Annotated in this window: 18 protein-coding genes; all 18 read left to right on the forward strand. The window is 55.7% G+C overall.

The window, feature by feature from the left end; genetic code table 11:
- Positions 1-10: 10 nt before the first annotated feature.
- The 18 genes from cra to secM all read left to right on the forward strand — a co-directional run bounded on the left by cra (position 11) and on the right by secM (position 20,245).
- Positions 11-1,015, forward strand: a complete 1,005-nt coding sequence (cra, locus tag L384_RS11825; protein ID WP_003856369.1) for a catabolite repressor/activator — start codon at positions 11-13, stop codon at positions 1,013-1,015.
- 591 nt (positions 1,016-1,606) lie between these two features.
- Positions 1,607-2,065: a division/cell wall cluster transcriptional repressor MraZ gene (gene mraZ, locus L384_RS11820; RefSeq protein WP_003856368.1), complete on the forward strand. Its 459-nt coding sequence runs from the start codon at positions 1,607-1,609 to the stop codon at positions 2,063-2,065.
- A 2-nt stretch (positions 2,066-2,067) separates the two neighbouring features.
- Positions 2,068-3,009 (forward strand): 16S rRNA (cytosine(1402)-N(4))-methyltransferase RsmH, encoded by a 942-nt coding sequence (gene rsmH, locus L384_RS11815; protein ID WP_003856366.1) that lies wholly within the window; start codon positions 2,068-2,070, stop codon positions 3,007-3,009.
- Entirely contained in the window at positions 3,006-3,371 is a 366-nt protein-coding gene (gene ftsL, locus L384_RS11810; protein WP_003856363.1) for a cell division protein FtsL, read from the forward strand. Before rsmH ends, ftsL begins: the two co-directional genes overlap by 4 nt.
- A gap of 15 nt (positions 3,372-3,386) precedes the next feature.
- On the forward strand, positions 3,387-5,153 hold the full coding sequence (gene ftsI / locus L384_RS11805) for a peptidoglycan glycosyltransferase FtsI (RefSeq protein ID WP_003856361.1): 1,767 nt from the start codon (positions 3,387-3,389) through the stop codon (positions 5,151-5,153).
- Positions 5,140-6,627 carry a UDP-N-acetylmuramoyl-L-alanyl-D-glutamate--2,6-diaminopimelate ligase gene (murE, locus tag L384_RS11800; RefSeq protein ID WP_003856358.1) on the forward strand — a complete coding sequence of 496 codons (1,488 nt, stop codon included), beginning with the start codon at positions 5,140-5,142 and terminating at the stop codon, positions 6,625-6,627. Before ftsI ends, murE begins: the two co-directional genes overlap by 14 nt.
- Complete coding sequence (murF, locus tag L384_RS11795; protein WP_022650393.1) at positions 6,624-7,982, forward strand: UDP-N-acetylmuramoyl-tripeptide--D-alanyl-D-alanine ligase; 1,359 nt, start codon at positions 6,624-6,626, stop codon at positions 7,980-7,982. Before murE ends, murF begins: the two co-directional genes overlap by 4 nt.
- The gene (mraY, locus tag L384_RS11790) at positions 7,976-9,058 is read left to right on the forward strand and encodes a phospho-N-acetylmuramoyl-pentapeptide-transferase (protein WP_003856353.1); all 1,083 of its coding nucleotides are present in this window, start codon (positions 7,976-7,978) and stop codon (positions 9,056-9,058) included. The genes murF and mraY overlap by 7 nt, the downstream gene beginning before the upstream one ends.
- A 2-nt stretch (positions 9,059-9,060) precedes the next feature.
- Positions 9,061-10,377, forward strand: coding sequence for a UDP-N-acetylmuramoyl-L-alanine--D-glutamate ligase (gene murD, locus L384_RS11785; protein ID WP_023315390.1), 1,317 nt, complete (start codon positions 9,061-9,063; stop codon positions 10,375-10,377).
- Positions 10,377-11,621 (forward strand): cell division protein FtsW, encoded by a 1,245-nt coding sequence (gene ftsW / locus L384_RS11780; RefSeq protein ID WP_003856348.1) that lies wholly within the window; start codon positions 10,377-10,379, stop codon positions 11,619-11,621. Before murD ends, ftsW begins: the two co-directional genes overlap by 1 nt.
- Complete coding sequence (murG, locus tag L384_RS11775; protein ID WP_003856347.1) at positions 11,618-12,682, forward strand: undecaprenyldiphospho-muramoylpentapeptide beta-N-acetylglucosaminyltransferase; 1,065 nt, start codon at positions 11,618-11,620, stop codon at positions 12,680-12,682. Before ftsW ends, murG begins: the two co-directional genes overlap by 4 nt.
- Before the next feature lie 59 nt (positions 12,683-12,741).
- A complete protein-coding gene (murC, locus tag L384_RS11770) occupies positions 12,742-14,217 on the forward strand; it encodes a UDP-N-acetylmuramate--L-alanine ligase (protein WP_003856345.1) in 1,476 nt (491 codons plus the stop codon).
- On the forward strand, positions 14,210-15,130 hold the full coding sequence (locus L384_RS11765; protein ID WP_015572671.1) for a D-alanine--D-alanine ligase: 921 nt from the start codon (positions 14,210-14,212) through the stop codon (positions 15,128-15,130). The genes murC and L384_RS11765 overlap by 8 nt, the downstream gene beginning before the upstream one ends.
- A gap of 1 nt (position 15,131) precedes the next feature.
- Entirely contained in the window at positions 15,132-15,974 is an 843-nt protein-coding gene (gene ftsQ, locus L384_RS11760) for a cell division protein FtsQ (protein ID WP_003856342.1), read from the forward strand.
- Entirely contained in the window at positions 15,971-17,227 is a 1,257-nt protein-coding gene (ftsA, locus tag L384_RS11755; protein ID WP_003856340.1) for a cell division protein FtsA, read from the forward strand. Before ftsQ ends, ftsA begins: the two co-directional genes overlap by 4 nt.
- A 63-nt stretch (positions 17,228-17,290) precedes the next feature.
- The gene (gene ftsZ / locus L384_RS11750) at positions 17,291-18,442 is read left to right on the forward strand and encodes a cell division protein FtsZ (RefSeq protein ID WP_003856338.1); all 1,152 of its coding nucleotides are present in this window, start codon (positions 17,291-17,293) and stop codon (positions 18,440-18,442) included.
- A 101-nt stretch (positions 18,443-18,543) separates the two neighbouring features.
- The gene (gene lpxC, locus L384_RS11745; RefSeq protein ID WP_003856337.1) at positions 18,544-19,461 is read left to right on the forward strand and encodes a UDP-3-O-acyl-N-acetylglucosamine deacetylase; all 918 of its coding nucleotides are present in this window, start codon (positions 18,544-18,546) and stop codon (positions 19,459-19,461) included.
- 280 nt (positions 19,462-19,741) lie between these two features.
- Entirely contained in the window at positions 19,742-20,245 is a 504-nt protein-coding gene (secM, locus tag L384_RS11740) for a secA translation cis-regulator SecM (protein WP_032628081.1), read from the forward strand.
- Positions 20,246-20,278 lie beyond the last annotated feature (33 nt).

Here is a 20,278-nt window from a genome sequence, read left to right on the forward strand (position 1 = left end):
AGGGGCAATTGTGAAACTGGATGAAATCGCCCGGCTCGCCGGCGTGTCGAGAACCACGGCCAGCTATGTGATTAACGGTAAAGCAAAGCAGTATCGTGTCAGCGATAAGACCGTTGAGAAAGTGATGGCAGTCGTTCGTGAGCATAATTACCATCCGAATGCTGTCGCCGCAGGTTTACGTGCCGGGCGCACCCGCTCGATTGGCCTGGTTATCCCGGACCTGGAAAATACCAGCTATACCCGCATCGCCAACTATCTGGAACGTCAGGCTCGTCAGCGGGGCTATCAGCTGTTGATTGCCTGCTCCGAGGATCAGCCTGACAACGAGATGCGCTGCATTGAGCATCTGCTGCAACGTCAGGTTGACGCCATCATCGTGTCGACCTCTTTACCACCAGAGCATCCTTTCTATCAGCGCTGGGCAAACGATCCGTTCCCGATTGTGGCGCTGGATCGTGCGCTGGATCGTGAACATTTCACCAGTGTCGTAGGTGCCGATCAGGACGATGCAGAAATGCTGGCTGCCGAGCTGCGTACCTTCCCGGCTGAAACGGTGCTGTATCTTGGCGCTTTGCCTGAACTTTCCGTAAGCTTCCTGCGTGAACAAGGGTTCCGTACGGCATGGAAAGACGATCCGCGTGACGTTCATTATCTGTATGCCAACAGCTATGAGCGTGAAGCGGCTGCCCAGCTGTTCGAGAAATGGCTGGAAACGCACCCGATGCCGCAGGCGTTGTTTACCACCTCGTTTGCCCTGTTGCAGGGGGTGATGGATGTGACGTTACGTCGCGATGGCAAACTGCCATCCGATCTGGCGATTGCGACCTTCGGCGATAACGAACTGCTCGACTTCCTGCAATGTCCGGTGCTGGCCGTGGCCCAGCGTCACCGCGACGTCGCCGAGCGCGTGCTTGAGATTGTTCTGGCAAGCCTGGATGAACCCCGCAAACCGAAACCCGGGCTTACGCGTATCAAACGTAATCTCTATCGGCGCGGAATTTTGAGCCGCCATTAATATTTCCACAGGGGCGGTAAAACTGCCCCTTTTGAAGCGCATTTATTGCGGGAAATAATTCCCGGATAAAAATTAGGATTTATCTCTAAGATTCATAGCCTGCTATTATTCTGAATCCATTTTGACGTTAAAAAGTGCAATTATAATTTTTAACGGGCATTTCTTTGTATTGTTTTGTTACAAACATGTGCCAGCCGATGAATATTCAGCCATTTTTTACTCCCCCCTTTAGACCTCAACGCACACGAACGAATCCATCTGGCTTTGAGGTTAATCTGGCGCTGTTATCCCCCGGCGATATGCCTTAAAATGCTGCCCGCGTCGCAAACTGACACTTTATATTTCCCTGCGATGATATTGAGTGAGTCTTTACGCTCGTGTGCATATTCTGTTTTTTTCTTACAAATATTCATAACGTTAATTTTGCCTCGCCAGTTGTGTAGTAATTAGCCAGGTCACGCTTGCTCTGTAAATACGGTGCTTTCGCGCCGGTATAGAGAGAGTCCTGGCTTGACAAGCTTTTCCCTCGCTCCGTAAACTCCTTCAGGTGGGAATTTGTGGGTTAAAGTGGTGAGGAGGGGTGAGACTGGCATGTTCCGTGGAGCAACGTTAGTCAATCTCGACAGCAAAGGGCGTTTATCGGTACCAACCCGATACCGCGACCAGCTGATTGAGAACGCTTCGGGTCAACTGGTTTGCACCATTGACATCAACTCCCCATGCCTGCTGCTTTACCCTTTGCCTGAATGGGAAATCATTGAGCAAAAGCTGTCGCGACTGTCGAGCATGAACCCGCAGGAACGCCGCGTACAGCGGCTGTTATTGGGACATGCCAGTGAATGTCAGATGGATAGCGCCGGGCGATTATTGATTGCGCCTGTGTTGCGGCAACATGCCGGTCTGACTAAAGAAGTGATGCTGGTCGGACAGTTCAACAAGTTTGAACTGTGGGACGAAACGACCTGGTATCAACAGGTCAAGGAAGATATCGACGCTGAGCAGTCTGATTCCGAAACATTATCGGAACGGCTGCGGGACTTGTCTCTATAAATATGATGGAAAATTATAAACATACAACGGTGCTGCTGGATGAGGCCGTTAACGGCCTGAATATTCGTCCAGACGGCATCTATATTGATGGCACTTTTGGTCGCGGTGGTCACTCGCGTTTGATCCTCTCTCAGCTTGGAGCGGAAGGACGCCTGCTGGCAATTGACCGCGATCCGCAGGCGATTGCCGTTGCGCAAACCATCGATGATCCTCGCTTTTCCATCGTGCATGGACCTTTCTCTGCGCTTGCGGATTATGTCGCTGAGCGCGGCCTGACCGGCAAGATCGACGGGATTCTCCTCGATCTTGGCGTCTCTTCACCACAGCTTGATGATGCAGAACGCGGTTTTTCCTTTATGCGTGATGGACCGCTGGATATGCGTATGGACCCTACTCGCGGCCAATCTGCCGCTGAATGGTTACAAACTGCTGACGAAGCGGATATTGCCTGGGTAATCAAAACCTTCGGCGAAGAACGCTTTGGCAAACGTATTGCCCGCGCCATCGTGGAGCGCAACCGCGTTGAGCCAATGACCCGTACCAAAGAACTGGCAGAAGTCATCGCGGCGGCAACGCCGGTGAAGGACAAGCACAAACATCCTGCGACCCGTACCTTCCAGGCGGTTCGTATCTGGGTAAACAGTGAACTGGAGGAAATAGAGCTGGCGCTAAAAAGCTCGCTCGACGTGCTGGCCCCGGGTGGGCGGTTATCCATCATCAGTTTCCATTCGCTGGAAGATCGCATCGTAAAACGCTTCATGCGTGAACAGAGCCGCGGTCCTCAGGTTCCGGCGGGGCTGCCGATGACGGAAGAACAACTCAGAAAGCTGGGCGGCCGTCAGTTGCGAGCATTAGGCAAGTTGATGCCGGGCGAAGAAGAGGTGGCAGAGAATCCACGTGCCCGTAGTTCAGTGCTGCGTATTGCAGAGAGGACGAACGCATGATCAGCAGAGTGACAGAGACCCTAAGCAAAGTTAAGGGATCGTTAGGAAGCAACGAGCGCCATGCCTTGCCTGGCGTGATCGGCGACGATCTTTTGCGGTTTGGGAAGCTGCCACTCTGCTTGTTCATTTGCATCATTGTGACGGCAGTCATGGTGGTCACCACCGCTCACCATACCCGTTTATTAACTGCGCAGCGCGAACAGATGGTACTGGAACGCGATGCGCTGGATATTGAATGGCGAAATCTGATCCTTGAAGAAAACGCGCTCGGCGATCACAGCCGGGTTGAACGGATCGCAACGGAAAAACTGCAATTACAGCATGTTGATCCTTCGCAGGAAAATATCGTAGTACAAAAATAAGGGAAAACGCGACGCATGAAAGCAGCGGCAAAAACGCTAAAACCAAAACGCCAGGAAGAACAGGCCAACTTTGTCAGTTGGCGTTTTGCGTTGCTTTGCGGCTGCATTTTACTGGCGCTGGGTTTCCTGCTGGGACGCGTGGCGTGGCTACAAATCATCGCGCCTGACATGCTGGTGCGTCAGGGGGATATGCGTTCTCTGCGCGTGCAGGAAGTTTCTACCTCTCGTGGGATGATCACCGACCGCTCCGGCCGCCCGCTGGCGGTGAGCGTGCCGGTGAAGGCGATCTGGGCCGATCCGAAAGAGCTGCACGACGCAGGCGGGATCACCCTTGATAACCGCTGGAAGGCGCTCTCAGACGCGTTGAAAATGCCGCTGGATCAGCTGGCGTCACGCGTTAACGCCAACCCGAAAGGGCGCTTCATCTATCTTGCTCGTCAGGTGAACCCTGACATGGCTGACTACATTAAGAAACTGAAGCTGCCGGGCATTCATCTGCGGGAAGAATCCCGCCGTTACTATCCTTCCGGCGAAGTCACCGCGCACCTGATTGGCTTTACCAACGTGGATAGCCAGGGGATTGAGGGCGTTGAAAAAAGCTTCGACAAGTGGCTTACCGGCCAGCCTGGCGAGCGAATCGTGCGTAAAGACCGCTATGGTCGCGTCATTGAAGACATTTCCTCGACAGACAGCCAGGCCGCGCACAACCTGGCCCTGAGTATTGATGAACGCTTGCAGGCGCTGGTCTATCGTGAACTGAACAACGCCGTCGCGTTTAACAAGGCGGAATCGGGCAGCGCCGTGCTGGTGGATGTGGCGACAGGTGAAGTGCTGGCGATGGCCAGTAGCCCCTCATACAACCCGAATAATTTTGCCGGTACAGCAAAAGATGCAATGCGTAACCGCTCCATCACCGATGTGTTTGAACCCGGTTCGACCGTAAAACCCATGGTGGTGATGACGGCTCTACAGCGAGGCATCGTCAACGAAAATACCGTTCTGAATACGATCCCTTATCGAATTAACGGTCACGAAATCAAAGACGTGGCACGTTATAGCGAACTGACCCTGACCGGGGTCTTGCAGAAGTCGAGTAACGTCGGTGTGTCAAAACTGGCGTTAGCGATGCCGTCCTCAGCGTTAGTAGATACTTACTCACGTTTTGGGCTGGGAAAGGCGACCAATTTGGGGTTGGTCGGAGAACGCAGTGGCTTATATCCTCAAAAACAACGGTGGTCTGACATAGAGAGGGCCACCTTCTCTTTCGGCTACGGGCTAATGGTAACTCCCTTACAGTTAGCGCGAGTCTACGCAACGATTGGCAGCTATGGCATTTATCGTCCGCTGTCGATCACCAAAGTTGATCCACCGGTTCCGGGGGAACGTGTTTTCCCGGAATCTATCGTTCGTACCGTCGTGCATATGATGGAAAGCGTCGCGTTACCTGGCGGTGGCGGCGTGAAGGCCGCAATTAAGGGCTATCGTATCGCCATTAAAACTGGTACAGCGAAAAAAGTGGGGCCGGACGGCCGCTATATCAACAAATACATTGCCTATACCGCAGGCGTAGCGCCTGCAAGCAATCCGCGTTTTGCACTGGTGGTCGTCATCAACGATCCGCAGGCGGGTAAATACTACGGCGGCGCCGTCTCCGCGCCTGTGTTCGGGGCTATTATGGGCGGCGTGTTGCGCACCATGAACATTGAACCGGATGCGCTGGCGACGGGCGAAAAAAGTGAATTTGTAATTAATCAAGGCGAGGGAACAGGTGGCAGATCGTAATTTGCGCGACCTTCTTGCTCCGTGGGTGCCTATGCTACCTGCGCGAGCACTGCGAGAGATGGTACTGGACAGCCGCGTAGCGGCTTCTGGCGATCTTTTTGTGGCAGTGGTGGGTCATCAGGCGGACGGGCGTCGTTATATCCCGCAGGCGATTGCGCAAGGTGTTGCTGCCATTATTGCTGAGGCCAAAGATGAGGCAACAGACGGTGAGATCCGTGAAATGCACGGCGTGCCGGTCATCTATCTCAGCCAGCTGAATGAGCGTCTCTCCGCGCTGGCAGGACGTTTTTACAACGAACCTTCCGACCAGTTACAGCTGGTTGGCGTGACAGGAACCAACGGAAAAACCACCACCACTCAGCTGATGGCGCAGTGGGCGCAGCTGCTGGGCGAAACCGGTGCCGTCATGGGCACGGTGGGGAACGGTCTTCTGGGCAAAGTAAGCCCGACGGAAAACACTACAGGCTCGGCGGTTGACGTGCAGCGTGTGCTGGCGGGCCTCGCTGAGCAGGGGGCGACCTTCGCTGCGATGGAAGTCTCTTCCCATGGTCTGGTACAACATCGCGTGGCGGCCCTGAAATTTGCTGCCTCTGTCTTTACTAACCTGAGCCGCGATCACCTTGATTATCATGGTGATATGGAGCACTACGAAGCGGCGAAATGGCTGCTTTATTCCACTCACCACCACGGGCAGGCGATCATTAACGCCGACGACGAAGTCGGTCGCCGCTGGCTGGAAAAACTGCCAGATGCGGTGGCGGTGTCGATGGAAGATCGCATTAATCCGAACTGCCGCGGCCGCTGGCTGAAGGCGGTCGAGGTGAACTACCACGATAGTGGGGCGACGATCCGCTTCGCTTCCATCTGGGGCGAAGGTGAAATTGAAAGCCGCCTGATGGGGGCCTTTAACGTCAGTAACCTGCTGCTGGCGCTGGCGACGCTGCTGGCGCTGGGTTACCCGATGGCGGATCTGCTGAAAACGGCTGAGCGTTTGCAACCGGTCTGTGGCCGCATGGAAGTGTTTAGCGCGCCGGGCAAGCCGACGGTGGTTGTGGATTACGCCCACACGCCGGATGCGCTGGAAAAAGCGCTGGAAGCGGCGCGTCTGCACTGCGCTGGCAAGCTCTGGTGCGTGTTTGGCTGCGGTGGCGATCGCGACAAGGGCAAACGTCCGCTGATGGGCGCCATCGCTGAGCAGTTCGCGGATATTCCCGTGGTAACCGATGACAACCCGCGTACCGAAGAGCCGCGGGCCATTATCAACGACATTCTGGCGGGCATGCTGGATGCGGGACGTGCGCGCGTGGTCGAAGGCCGTGCGGAGGCCGTGACTAACGCCATTATGCAGGCGCAGGAGAACGATGTGGTTCTGCTGGCCGGTAAAGGTCATGAAGATTATCAGATTGTCGGCAATCGTCGTCTGGATTACTCCGACCGCGTGACGGCAGCGCGTCTGCTGGGAGTGGTGGCATGATTAGCATTACGTTAAGCCAGGCCGCTGCGGTATTGCAGGGGATGCTGCATGGTCAGGATCTGACCATCGAGGCTGTAACCACCGACACCCGTAAGGTGACGGCGGGCTGCCTGTTTGTGGCGCTGAAGGGTGAACGTTTTGACGCCCACGATTTTGCGCAACAGGCTAAAGATAACGGCGCGGGCGCGCTGCTGGTCAGTCGTAAGCTCGATATCGATTTGCCGCAGATTGTGGTGAAAGATACGCGCCTGGCGTTTGGCGAGCTGGCGGCATGGGTTCGCCAGCAGGTGCCAACACGCGTCGTGGCACTGACGGGCTCGTCGGGCAAAACCTCCGTTAAAGAGATGACGGCGGCGATCCTTAGCCAGTGCGGTAACACGCTTTATACGGCGGGCAACCTTAATAATGACATCGGTGTGCCGATGACGCTGCTGCGCCTGACCCACGAGCATGAATATGCGGTGATTGAGTTAGGGGCTAACCATCAGGGCGAAATCGCCTGGACCGTGAGCCTGACCCGTCCGGAAGCGGCGCTGGTGAATAACCTGGCGGCGGCACATCTTGAAGGTTTTGGTTCTCTGGCCGGTGTGGCGAAAGCGAAAGGTGAAATTTATACCGGCCTGCCGGATGACGGCATCGCCATTATGAACGCCGATAACAACGACTGGCTGAACTGGCAGAGCATCATTGGTTCACGTAAAACCTGGCGCTTCTCACCGAATGCGGCAAACAGTGATTTTTCGGCGACCAACATTCATGTGACGTCACACGGTACCGAGTTCACCCTCACAACCCCAACGGGCGACATCGACGTGCTGCTGCCCCTGCCGGGTCGTCATAACATCGCCAATGCGCTTGCTGCGGCAGCGCTCTCAATGGCGGTAGGTGCCTCACACGCGGCGATTAAAGCAGGTCTGGCAAATTTAAAAGCCGTGCCGGGGCGTCTGTTCCCGATCCAGCTGGCTGAAAACAAACTCCTGTTGGATGACTCCTACAACGCTAACGTTGGCTCAATGACGGCGGCCGTGCAGGTCTTGTCTGAAATGCCGGGCTATCGCGTGATGGTTGTGGGCGATATGGCCGAGCTGGGTGATGAAAGCGAAGCCTGCCATGTTCAGGTGGGTGAAGCGGCGAAAGCCGCCGGGCTTGACCGCGTATTGAGCGCAGGCCCGCTGAGCAAGGCCATTTCCGATGCCAGTGAAGTTGGCGAACATTTTGCCGATAAATCTGCACTGATCGAACGCCTGAAGGCATTGATTACAGAAAAACAGATTGTGACTGTTTTAGTTAAAGGTTCACGTAGTGCCGCCATGGAAGAGGTTGTGCACGCATTACAGGAGAACGGGACATGTTAGTTTGGCTGGCCGAACATTTGGTCAAATATTACTCAGGCTTTAACGTCTTTTCCTATCTGACGTTTCGTGCCATCGTCAGCCTGCTGACTGCGCTGTTCATCTCGCTGTGGATGGGCCCGCGCATGATTGCCCGTCTGCAAAAACTCTCTTTCGGCCAGGTTGTGCGCAACGACGGTCCGGAATCGCACTTCAGCAAGCGGGGTACGCCGACCATGGGCGGGATCATGATCCTGACCGCGATTGTGGTGTCCGTGCTGCTGTGGGCGTATCCGTCTAACCCCTACGTCTGGTGCGTGCTGACCGTTCTGGTTGGCTACGGGATCATCGGTTTTGTTGATGACTACCGCAAAGTCGTACGCAAAGACACCAAAGGTTTGATCGCCCGCTGGAAGTATTTCTGGATGTCGGTGATTGCGCTGGGCGTGGCCTTTGCCCTTTACCTGGCAGGAAAAGACACCCCGGCTACCGAGCTGGTGGTGCCGTTCTTCAAAGACGTGATGCCGCAGCTGGGGCTGTTCTACATTTTGCTGGCTTACTTTGTGATCGTCGGTACCGGCAACGCCGTCAACCTGACCGATGGTCTGGATGGCCTGGCCATCATGCCAACCGTGTTTGTCGCGGGCGGTTTCGCGCTGGTAGCCTGGGCGACCGGTAACATGAACTTTGCAAATTACCTGCACATTCCGTACCTGCGACACGCAGGGGAACTGGTGATCGTCTGTACGGCGATTGTCGGGGCGGGGCTGGGCTTCCTGTGGTTCAACACCTATCCGGCGCAGGTCTTTATGGGCGACGTCGGTTCACTGGCGCTGGGCGGCGCACTGGGTATTATCGCCGTGCTGCTGCGTCAGGAGTTCCTGCTGGTAATCATGGGCGGTGTGTTTGTGGTTGAGACGCTGTCGGTGATTTTGCAGGTCGGTTCCTTCAAGCTGCGCGGTCAGCGCATCTTCCGTATGGCACCGATTCACCACCACTATGAACTGAAAGGCTGGCCGGAGCCGCGCGTCATTGTGCGCTTCTGGATTATTTCGCTGATGCTGGTGCTGATTGGCCTGGCAACGCTGAAGGTACGTTAATCATGGCAGATTACCAGGGCAAAAAAGTCGTTATCATCGGGTTGGGCCTCACCGGCCTCTCCTGCGTGGACTTTTTCCTTGCGCGTGGCGTGACGCCGCGCGTGATGGATACGCGCGTCTCTCCGCCGGGTCTGGACAAGCTGCCGGAGCAGGTTGAACGCCACCTGGGTGGTCTGAATGATGAGTGGCTGCTGGCCGCCGATCTGATTGTTGCCAGCCCCGGTATGGCGCTGGCGCATCCTTCCCTGAGCGCCGCGGCGGATGCAGGCGTTGAGATTGTCGGCGATATCGAACTGTTCTGCCGGGAGGCGCAGGCGCCGATCGTCGCCATTACCGGTTCAAACGGTAAAAGCACCGTCACCACGCTGGTGGGGGAAATGGCGAAGGCGGCGGGCAAAAATGTCGGCGTGGGCGGTAACATTGGTCTGCCCGCTCTGATGCTGCTTGATAAAGGGTGCGAGCTGTTCGTCCTTGAGCTTTCCAGCTTCCAGCTGGAAACCACTTCAAGCCTGCATGCGGCGGCGGCGACGATCCTAAACGTCACCGAAGATCATATGGACAGATACCCGTTCGGCTTGCAGCAATACCGTGCGGCCAAACTGCGCGTTTATGAAAATGCCAAAGTTTGCGTGGTGAATGCCGATGATGCACTCACCATGCCGGTGCGCGGCGCAGACGATCGCTGCATTAGCTTTGGTATTAATATGGGTGACTATCACCTTAACCGTCAGCAGGGCGAAACCTGGCTGCGGGTGAAAGGTGAGAAGGTGCTGAACGTGAAAGAGATGATGCTCTCCGGCCAGCATAACTACACCAATGCCCTGGCGGCGCTGGCGCTGGCGGATGCCGTTGGCCTGCCGCGATCTTCAAGCCTGAAGGCGCTGACCACCTTTACCGGCCTGGCGCACCGGTTCCAGCTTGCGCTGGAGCACAACGGCGTACGCTGGATTAACGATTCCAAAGCGACCAACGTGGGTAGCACCGAGGCGGCACTGAACGGTCTGCACGTTGATGGCACGCTGCACCTGCTGCTGGGCGGCGACGGTAAATCGGCTGACTTCTCCTCGCTGAAGCAGTACCTCAACGGTGATAACGTGCGCCTGTATTGCTTTGGCCGCGATGGTAGCGAGCTAGCGGCGTTGCGTCCTGAGGTCGCCGAGCAAACCGAGACCATGGAGCAGGCGATGCGTCTTATTGCCCCACGCGTGAAGCCCGGCGATATGGTGCTGCTCTCACCAGCCTGTGCCAGCCTCGATCAATTCAAGAATTTCGAACAGCGGGGTGATGTCTTTACCCGCCTGGCGAAGGAGTTAGGCTGATGCGTTTATCTCTCCCTCGCCTGAAAATGCCGCGCCTGCCAGGATTTGGTATCCTGGTATGGCTGTTTACGGCGCTGAAAGGCTGGGTGATGGCTTCACGGGATAAAGATTCCGACAGCCTGATCATGTACGACCGCACGCTGTTCTGGCTCACGCTGGGGCTGGCAGCGATCGGCTTTATTATGGTCACCTCGGCGTCAATGCCTGTCGGACAGCGTCTGGCAAACGACCCCTTCCTGTTTGCCAAGCGTGACGGGCTTTACATCATTCTCGCGTTCTGCCTGGCGCTGATCACCTTACGCCTGCCAATGTCGTTCTGGCAGCGGCACAGTACGGCCATGCTCATCGCCTCAATCATCATGCTGTTGATCGTGCTGGTTGTCGGGAGCTCCGTTAACGGGGCATCACGCTGGATTGCCTTTGGCCCACTGCGTATTCAGCCGGCGGAGTTCACCAAACTGTCGTTGTTCTGCTACCTGGCTAACTACCTGGTGCGTAAAGTTGACGAAGTTCGTAACAACCTTCGCGGCTTCTTAAAACCGATGGGCGTGATTTTGGTCCTCGCGATCCTGCTGCTGGCGCAGCCCGACCTCGGTACGGTAGTCGTACTGTTTGTTACTACGCTGGCGATGCTGTTCCTGGCGGGCGCAAAACTGTGGCAGTTCATTGCCATCATCGGGATGGGGATTTCGGCGGTGGTGCTGCTGATCCTCGCCGAACCCTACCGTATCCGCCGTGTGACCTCGTTCTGGAACCCATGGGAAGATCCGTTCGGCAGCGGTTACCAGCTGACGCAGTCGCTGATGGCGTTTGGCCGCGGCGAAGTCTGGGGCCAAGGCCTGGGCAACTCGGTGCAAAAACTGGAGTATTTACCGGAGGCGCACACCGACTTCATCTTCTCCATTATTGGGGAAGAACTGGGTTATATCGGTGTGGTATTGGCGCTATTAATGGTATTCTTCGTCGCTTTCCGCGCCATGTCGATTGGCCGGAAAGCGCTGGAGATCGATCACCGCTTCTCCGGTTTCCTGGCCTGCTCAATTGGTATCTGGTTTAGCTTCCAGGCACTGGTAAACGTTGGGGCGGCAGCGGGTATGTTGCCGACTAAAGGTCTGACGTTACCGTTGATCAGTTATGGTGGTTCGAGTCTGTTGATCATGTCGACGGCCATCATGTTTTTGTTACGCATAGATTATGAAACGCGTCTGGAGAAAGCTCAGGCGTTTACACGAGGTTCACGATGAATCAACCGAAGCGGTTAATGGTGATGGCAGGCGGTACCGGCGGACATGTGTTCCCGGGGCTGGCGGTTGCGCACCATTTAATGGAACAGGGCTGGCAGGTACGCTGGCTGGGAACCGCAGACCGCATGGAAGCCGACCTGGTACCTAAGCACGGTATCGAGATCGACTTTATTCGTATTTCTGGCCTTCGTGGCAAAGGGATCAAGGCGCTGCTGCTGGCGCCGGTGCGCATTTTCAATGCCTGGCGTCAGGCGCGCGCCATTATGAAGCGTTTTAAGCCTGACGTCGTTCTGGGCATGGGGGGGTACGTTTCCGGCCCTGGCGGACTGGCGGCGTGGTCATTAGGGATTCCCGTTGTTCTGCATGAACAGAACGGTATTGCCGGTTTGACCAACAAATGGCTGGCAAAAATCGCCACCAAAGTTATGCAGGCCTTCCCCGGGGCATTCCCGAAAGCGGATGTCGTAGGGAATCCGGTACGTGTGGACGTGCTGGCGCTGGCGCTGCCAGATACGCGTCTGGCGGGTCGCGAAGGGCCGGTGCGCGTGCTGGTCGTCGGCGGTTCCCAGGGCGCGCGTATTTTAAACCAGACGATGCCGCAGGTTGCGGCAAAACTGGGTGATGCAGTGACCATCTGGCACCAGAGCGGGAAGGGCGCTCAGCAGACCGTTGAGCAGGCCTACGCGCAGGAAGGTCAGCCGCAGCATAAAGTAACTGAATTTATTGATGATATGGCCGCAGCCTATGCATGGGCCGATGTCGTGGTCTGTCGCTCGGGCGCGCTGACGGTGAGCGAAATCGCCGCCGCCGGTTTACCGGCGCTGTTTGTGCCGTTCCAGCACAAAGACCGACAGCAGTACTGGAATGCACTGCCGCTTGAAAAAGCGGGTGCCGCGAAGATTTTTGAGCAGCCACAATTTACCGCTGATGCGGTCGCCACTACCCTGGCGGGCTGGAACCGGGATGTATTACTGGAGATGGCGCAACGCGCACGCGCGACCGCTATCCCGGATGCAACGGAACGGGTGGCAAAAGAAGTGAGCCTGGCAGCCCAGGCATAATTCTCGCAGCGCGTGTTGCGCTGCACGATTTTTTTGAAGTAGTCGATGGCGTTTAGAGAATGAATACACAACAACTGGCAAAACTGCGTTCTATCGTGCCCGAGATGCGTCGCGTCCGGCACATTCACTTTGTCGGCATCGGTGGTGCTGGCATGGGCGGTATTGCCGAAGTGTTAGCTAACGAAGGCTATCAGATCAGCGGGTCTGACCTGGCGCCAAACCCTGTTACGCAGCAGCTGGCGTCGCTGGGGGCGACTATCTATTTCAATCATCGCCCGGAAAACGTGAGCGATGCGAGCGTGGTTGTGGTGTCCAGCGCTATCTCCGCGGATAACCCGGAAATCGTTGCGGCGCATGAGGCGCGCATTCCGGTGATCCGTCGCGCGGAAATGCTGGCAGAACTGATGCGTTTCCGTCACGGCATTGCGGTGGCCGGCACGCACGGTAAAACCACCACAACAGCGATGGTCTCCAGCATTTATGCGGAAGCGGGTCTCGACCCGACGTTCGTTAACGGTGGTCTGGTGAAAGCCGCTGGCGTGCATGCGCGTCTGGGCCATAGCCGTTATCTGATTGCGGAAGCGGATGAGAGCGACGCGTCGTTCCTGCATCTACAGCCGATGGTGGCGATCGTCACCAACATCGAAGCTGACCATATGGACACTTACCAGGGCGACTTCGAGAACTTAAAGCAGACCTTTATTAACTTCCTGCACAACCTGCCGTTCTATGGCCGTGCGGTGATGTGCGTGGACGATCCGGTTATTCGCGAGCTGCTGCCGCGCGTCGGGCGTCAAATTACGACCTACGGCTTCAGCGAAGACGCGGATGTACGCGTAGAAGATTACAAGCAGATCGGTGCGCAGGGGCATTTCACCCTGGCGCGGCAGGATAAAGACCTGCTGCATGTCACCCTGAACGCTCCGGGACGTCACAACGCCCTGAATGCGGCAGCGGCGGTGGCTGTTGCGACAGAAGAAGGCATTGACGATGAGGCGATCCTGCGCGCACTGGAGAGCTTCCAGGGGACGGGCCGTCGTTTCGACTTCCTCGGTGAATTCCCGCTGGAGCCGGTAAACGGTAAGCCAGGTTCTGCGATGCTGGTAGACGACTACGGTCACCATCCGACGGAAGTGGACGCAACCATCAAAGCGGCACGCGCGGGTTGGCCGGAAAAGAATCTGGTCATGATCTTCCAGCCGCACCGTTACACGCGTACCCGCGATCTGTATGACGATTTTGCCAACGTCCTTTCGCAGGTTGATACCCTGCTGATGCTGGATGTTTATGCTGCGGGTGAAACGCCGATTCCGGGCGCGGACAGTCGTTCTTTATGTCGTACCATCCGTGGACGCGGTAAAGTGGATCCTATTCTGGTTCCCGACCCGGCGCAGGTGGCTGAAATGCTTGCCCCGGTCCTGACGGGTAACGATCTGATCCTGATTCAGGGCGCGGGAAATATCGGCAAAATCGCCCGTACCTTAGCTGAAATCAAACTGAAGCCGCAAACTCAGGAGGACGAGCGTCATGGCTGATAAGATTGCTGTCCTGTTTGGCGGCACTTCCGCCGAACGCGAGGTTTCTCTGAATTCGGGCGCTGCCGTGCTGGCGGGCCTGCGTGAAGGTGGCGTGGACGCGCATCCGGTTGATCCGAAAGAGGTGGACGTTACGCAGCTGAAAGCGATGGGCTTCGATAAAGCCTTCATCGCGTTGCACGGTCGCGGCGGTGAAGACGGCACGTTGCAGGGGCTGCTGGAGCTGATCGGTATGCCGTACACCGGCAGCGGCGTGATGGCATCCGCCATCTCCATGGATAAACTGCGCAGCAAACTGCTGTGGCAGGGGGCGGACCTGCCCGTTGCGCCATGGGTTGCACTGACGCGTCGTGAATATGAAATGGGTCTGTCGGACAGCGTTAATACACGCATTGCGGCACTGGGCTTACCGGTTATTGTGAAGCCGAGCCGTGAAGGGTCGAGCGTGGGAATGTCCAAAGTCGATAAAGCTGTAGATTTGGCTGACGCTTTAGCACTGGCATTTCAACATGATGAAGAAGTTCTGATTGAAAAATGGCTTAGCGGGCCGGAATTTACCGTCGCGATGCTTGGCGAAGAAATTTTACCGTCAATTCGCATCCAACCCGCCGGAGTCTTCTATGATTATGAGGCGAAGTATCTCTCTGATGAGACGCAATATTTCTGCCCAGCGGGTCTTGAAGCAGAGCGTGAGGCCGAATTACAGTCTCTGGTGCTTAAAGCCTGGAATGTGCTGGGATGTCGTGGCTGGGGACGCATTGACGTGATGCTTGACGGTGACGGGCAATTTTATCTGCTGGAAGCAAACACGTCTCCGGGTATGACCAGCCATAGCCTTGTGCCGATGGCGGCGCGTCAGGCGGGAATGAGCTTCTCGCAGTTAGTCGTACGTATTCTGGACCAGGCGGGCTGATATGTCTCAGGCTGCATTGAACACGCGCAACCGCGATGACGAAGAAGAATATTCCTCTTCGCGCCGGAGTAATGGAACGCGTCTTGCAGGGATCATCTTCCTGCTCGGGGTGCTGTGCACCGTGTTTATCAGCGGCTGGATGGTGCTGGGCTGGATGGAAGATGCGCAGCGGTTGCCGCTTTCAAAGCTGGTGGTGACCGGGGAGCGACACTACACGCGTAACGATGATATTCGCCAGTCGATTCTGGCGCTTGGGTCGCCTGGCACCTTTATGACGCAGGACGTCAACATTATTCAGAGTCAGATTGAACGTCTGCCGTGGATAAAACAGGCAAGTGTCAGAAAGCAATGGCCTGATGAATTGAAGATTCATCTGGTTGAATATGTGCCGATTGCGCGTTGGAATGATCAGCATATGGTTGATGTAGACGGAAATTCGTTCAGCGTCCCGAGCGATCGTGTCAACAAGCAGAATTTACCGATGTTGTATGGGCCGGAAGGCAGCGAAAACGAAGTATTGCAGGGTTTTCGTGAGATGGGGCAGGTGCTGGCTAAGGATCGCTTTACGTTAAAAGATGCTGCGATGACGGCGCGCCGTTCCTGGCAGTTGACCTTAACGAATGGCATCAAGCTCAACCTTGGCCGCGGCGATACAATGAAACGTCTGGCGCGTTTTGTCGAACTTTACCCGGTTTTACAGCAGCAGGCGCAGACGGATGGCAAACGGATAAGCTACGTTGATTTGCGCTATGACTCAGGCGCAGCAGTCGGTTGGGAGCCGGCTCCGGTCGAGGAACCTAATCAGCAACAAAATCAGGCACAGGTACAGGCAGAACAACAATGATCAAGTCGACGGACAGAAAATTGGTAGTAGGACTGGAGATTGGCACCGCGAAGGTTGCCGCTTTGGTAGGGGAAGTTCTGCCCGACGGTATGGTCAATATCATTGGCGTGGGCAGCTGCCCCTCCCGTGGTATGGATAAAGGTGGGGTAAACGACCTTGAGTCGGTGGTGAAATGCGTTCAGCGCGCCATCGACCAGGCTGAATTGATGGCAGATTGCCAAATTTCCTCTGTCTATCTGGCCCTTTCTGGTAAGCATATCAGCTGCCAGAATGAAATCGGTATGGTGCCGATTTCCGAAGAAGAAGTGACGCAGGAAGACGTTGAGAACGTTGTCCACACGGCGAAATCCGTGCGTGTTCGCGACGAGCACCGTGTGCTGCATGTGATCCCGCAGGAATACGCGATCGACTACCAGGAAGGCATCAAGAATCCGGTCGGTCTGTCGGGCGTGCGTATGCAGGCAAAAGTGCACCTGATCACATGTCACAACGATATGGCGAAGAACATTGTAAAAGCCGTTGAACGTTGTGGCCTGAAAGTTGACCAACTCATTTTCGCCGGACTTGCCGCGAGCTATTCCGTGCTGACCGAAGACGAACGTGAACTGGGCGTCTGTGTGGTCGATATTGGTGGTGGTACAATGGACATGGCTGTCTATACCGGCGGTGCGTTACGCCACACTAAAGTGATCCCGTACGCCGGGAATGTGGTTACCAGCGATATCGCTTACGCCTTTGGTACGCCACCGAGCGATGCAGAGGCGATTAAAGTGCGCCATGGTTGCGCGCTGGGCTCTATCGTCGGCAAAGACGAGAGCGTTGAAGTGCCGAGCGTAGGCGGTCGACCGCCGCGCAGCTTGCAACGCCAGACGCTGGCAGAGGTAATTGAGCCGCGTTATACCGAGCTGCTCAACCTGGTCAACGAAGAGATTTTGCAGTTACAGGAACAGCTTCGCCAGCAGGGTGTGAAACATCATCTCGCGGCGGGGATTGTATTAACCGGCGGGGCAGCGCAAATTGAAGGTCTTGCGGCCTGCGCTCAGCGCGTGTTCCATACGCAGGTGCGTATTGGTGCGCCGCTGAATATCACCGGTTTAACGGATTATGCCCAGGAGCCGTACTATTCAACGGCGGTGGGCCTGCTGCACTACGGGAAAGAGTCCCATTTAAGTGGTGAGGCAGAGGTGGAAAAACGCGTCTCGGTGGGGTCGTGGGTCAAACGACTTAACACCTGGCTGCGAAAAGAATTTTAATTTTTTTAAGAGACCGGAGAGAATTAGCGGTCTCGGGCGACAGGCACAACGGAGAGAGAGATTATGTTTGAACCTATGGAATTAACCAACGACGCGGTGATTAAAGTCATCGGCGTCGGTGGCGGCGGCGGTAACGCCGTAGAGCACATGGTGCGCGAGCGCATCGAAGGTGTTGAATTCTTCGCGGTGAACACCGATGCGCAGGCGCTGCGTAAAACGGCTGTTGGCCAGACGATTCAGATCGGTGGTGGCATCACCAAAGGTCTGGGAGCAGGGGCTAACCCGGAAGTGGGCCGCAACGCGGCTGAAGAAGATCGTGAAGCGCTGCGCGCTGCACTGGACGGTGCAGACATGGTCTTCATCGCAGCGGGTATGGGCGGCGGTACAGGTACCGGTGCAGCACCCGTTGTGGCGGAAGTCGCTAAAGATTTAGGTATTCTGACCGTTGCTGTCGTGACCAAGCCTTTCAACTTTGAAGGTAAGAAGCGTATGGCTTTCGCGGAGCAGGGTATCACCGAGCTGTCCAAGCACGTGGACTCTCTGATTACCATTCCGAACGACAAGCTGCTGAAAGTGCTGGGTCGCGGTATCTCTCTGCTGGACGCCTTTGGCGCGGCAAACGACGTGCTGAAAGGCGCGGTTCAGGGTATTGCTGAACTGATTACCCGTCCTGGCCTGATGAACGTCGACTTTGCAGACGTTCGTACCGTGATGTCCGAGATGGGCTACGCGATGATGGGCTCTGGCGTGGCGAGCGGCGAAGACCGTGCGGAAGAAGCTGCTGAAATGGCGATCTCCTCTCCACTGCTGGAAGATATCGATCTGTCTGGCGCGCGCGGCGTGCTGGTCAACATTACCGCTGGCTTTGACCTGCGTCTGGATGAGTTCGAAACTGTGGGTAACACCATCCGTGCATTCGCCTCTGACAACGCGACCGTCGTTATCGGTACCTCCCTTGATCCGGAAATGAACGACGAACTGCGTGTGACCGTTGTGGCCACCGGTATCGGTATGGACAAGCGTCCTGAGATCACCCTGGTGACTAACAAACAGACTCAGCAGCCGGTTATGGATCGTTACCAGCAGCACGGTATGGCGCCTCTGACTCAGGAGCAAAAACCCGCTGCGAAAGTGGTGAACGACCCGACTCCACAAACGGCAAAAGAGCCAGATTATCTGGATATCCCGGCGTTCCTGCGTAAGCAAGCTGACTAAGAATTGGCTGGAATTTGGGGATTTGCGCTCTTTGTGCTAAACTGGCCCACCGTTAGTGATATACACTCTCGGTTGGATAGTTAATTTGGCGAGATTATACGATGATCAAACAAAGGACACTTAAACGTATCGTTCAGGCGACGGGTGTCGGTTTACATACCGGCAAGAAAGTCACACTGACGTTACGCCCTGCGCCGGCCAATACCGGGGTCATCTATCGTCGCACCGACTTGAATCCACCGGTAGATTTTCCGGCCGATGCCAAATCTGTGCGTGATACTATGCTCTGTACTTGTCTGGTGAACGAGCATGACGTGCGGATTTCTACCGTAGAGCACCTGAACGCCGCCCTGGCGGGTCTGGGTATCGACAACATTATGGTTGAAGTCGATGCGCCAGAAATCCCGATCATGGACGGGAGTGCTGCTCCGTTCGTTTATTTGTTGCTGGATGCCGGCATCGAAGAACTGAACTGCGCGAAGAAATTTGTTCGCATTAAAGAGACCGTTCGCGTCGAAGATGGCGACAAATGGGCTGAATTCAAACCGTACAATGGTTTTTCGTTGGACTTCACCATCGATTTTAACCATCCGGCGATTGACTCCAGCACCCAGCGCTATGCGATGAACTTCTCTGCGGATGCGTTCATGCGCCAGATCAGCCGAGCACGTACCTTCGGCTTTATGCGTGATATCGAATATCTGCAATCCCGCGGCCTGTGCCTGGGCGGCAGCTTCGATTGTGCCATCGTTGTTGACGATTATCGCGTACTGAACGAAGACGGCCTGCGTTTTGAAGATGAATTTGTTCGTCACAAAATGCTGGACGCGATCGGCGACCTCTTCATGTGTGGTCACAACATCATTGGTGCCTTTACCGCGTTTAAATCCGGTCATGCACTGAACAACAAACTGTTGCAGGCCGTCCTGGCAAAACAGGAAGCCTGGGAATATGTGACCTTCGAAGACGAAGCTGAACTGCCGCTGGCGTTCAAAGCACCGACTATGGTCCTGGCGTAACGGTTAAACCCGTTTCGTAAGAAAAGCGACTGGTTCACCTGGTACTCTCTCCGACCAGGGAAGCCAGTCGTTTTTATTTCTGCCCTTCTTTAATTTGTCCCTTTCACCCCTGGCCTGTGTCGGGTGCCGAATAACGGTGTGTTCGCTGCATTATTGACCGTTTTTACCTGCTGCAAGGTGTCATTCCTGCTGCCGTGTATTGGCTTTAGTGGTAATATCTGGGCGCTAAAAAAGAATAACTAAACTCAGCCTGCACTGGCGGGCGAACGTGGTGGAGCAAGTGAGCGGAATACTGACGCGCTGGCGACAATTTGGCAGACGTTACTTCTGGCCGCATCTCTTATTGGGGATGGTCGCGGCGAGTCTCGGCTTGCCTGTGCTCAGCAACAGCGCAGACGCGGCGACGCCAGCACGTTCCACGACGACTAAACACGATCTCACCACACGGGTTAACTTCACTAATCTCGCATGGCTTGAAGCCAGCCGTCGTCCCAATTTCTCCGTTGATTACTGGCAGCAGCACGCGATTCGCACGGTTATCCGCCATCTGTCGTTCGCGATGGCGCCGCAGACGATGCCTGTTGCGGAAGAAACGCTGCCGGTCCAGGCTCAGCATCTTGCCCTGCTCGATACGCTTAATGCGCTTCTGACGCAGGACAACCAGCCGCCAGTGACCGTGAATCAGACGGCGAAAACGGATTTTGTTTCCCCTGCATCCTTCTCTGTTTCGACATGGATTAGCCAGGTTCACGGCATCCGTGCCGGGCCTCAACGCCTCAGCTAAATTAACCTTTTTCAATACCTTAATTTATCTGCC

Source organism: Enterobacter sp. MGH 38 (genome assembly GCF_000492855.1).
GTDB lineage: Bacteria > Pseudomonadota > Gammaproteobacteria > Enterobacterales > Enterobacteriaceae > Enterobacter > Enterobacter hormaechei_C.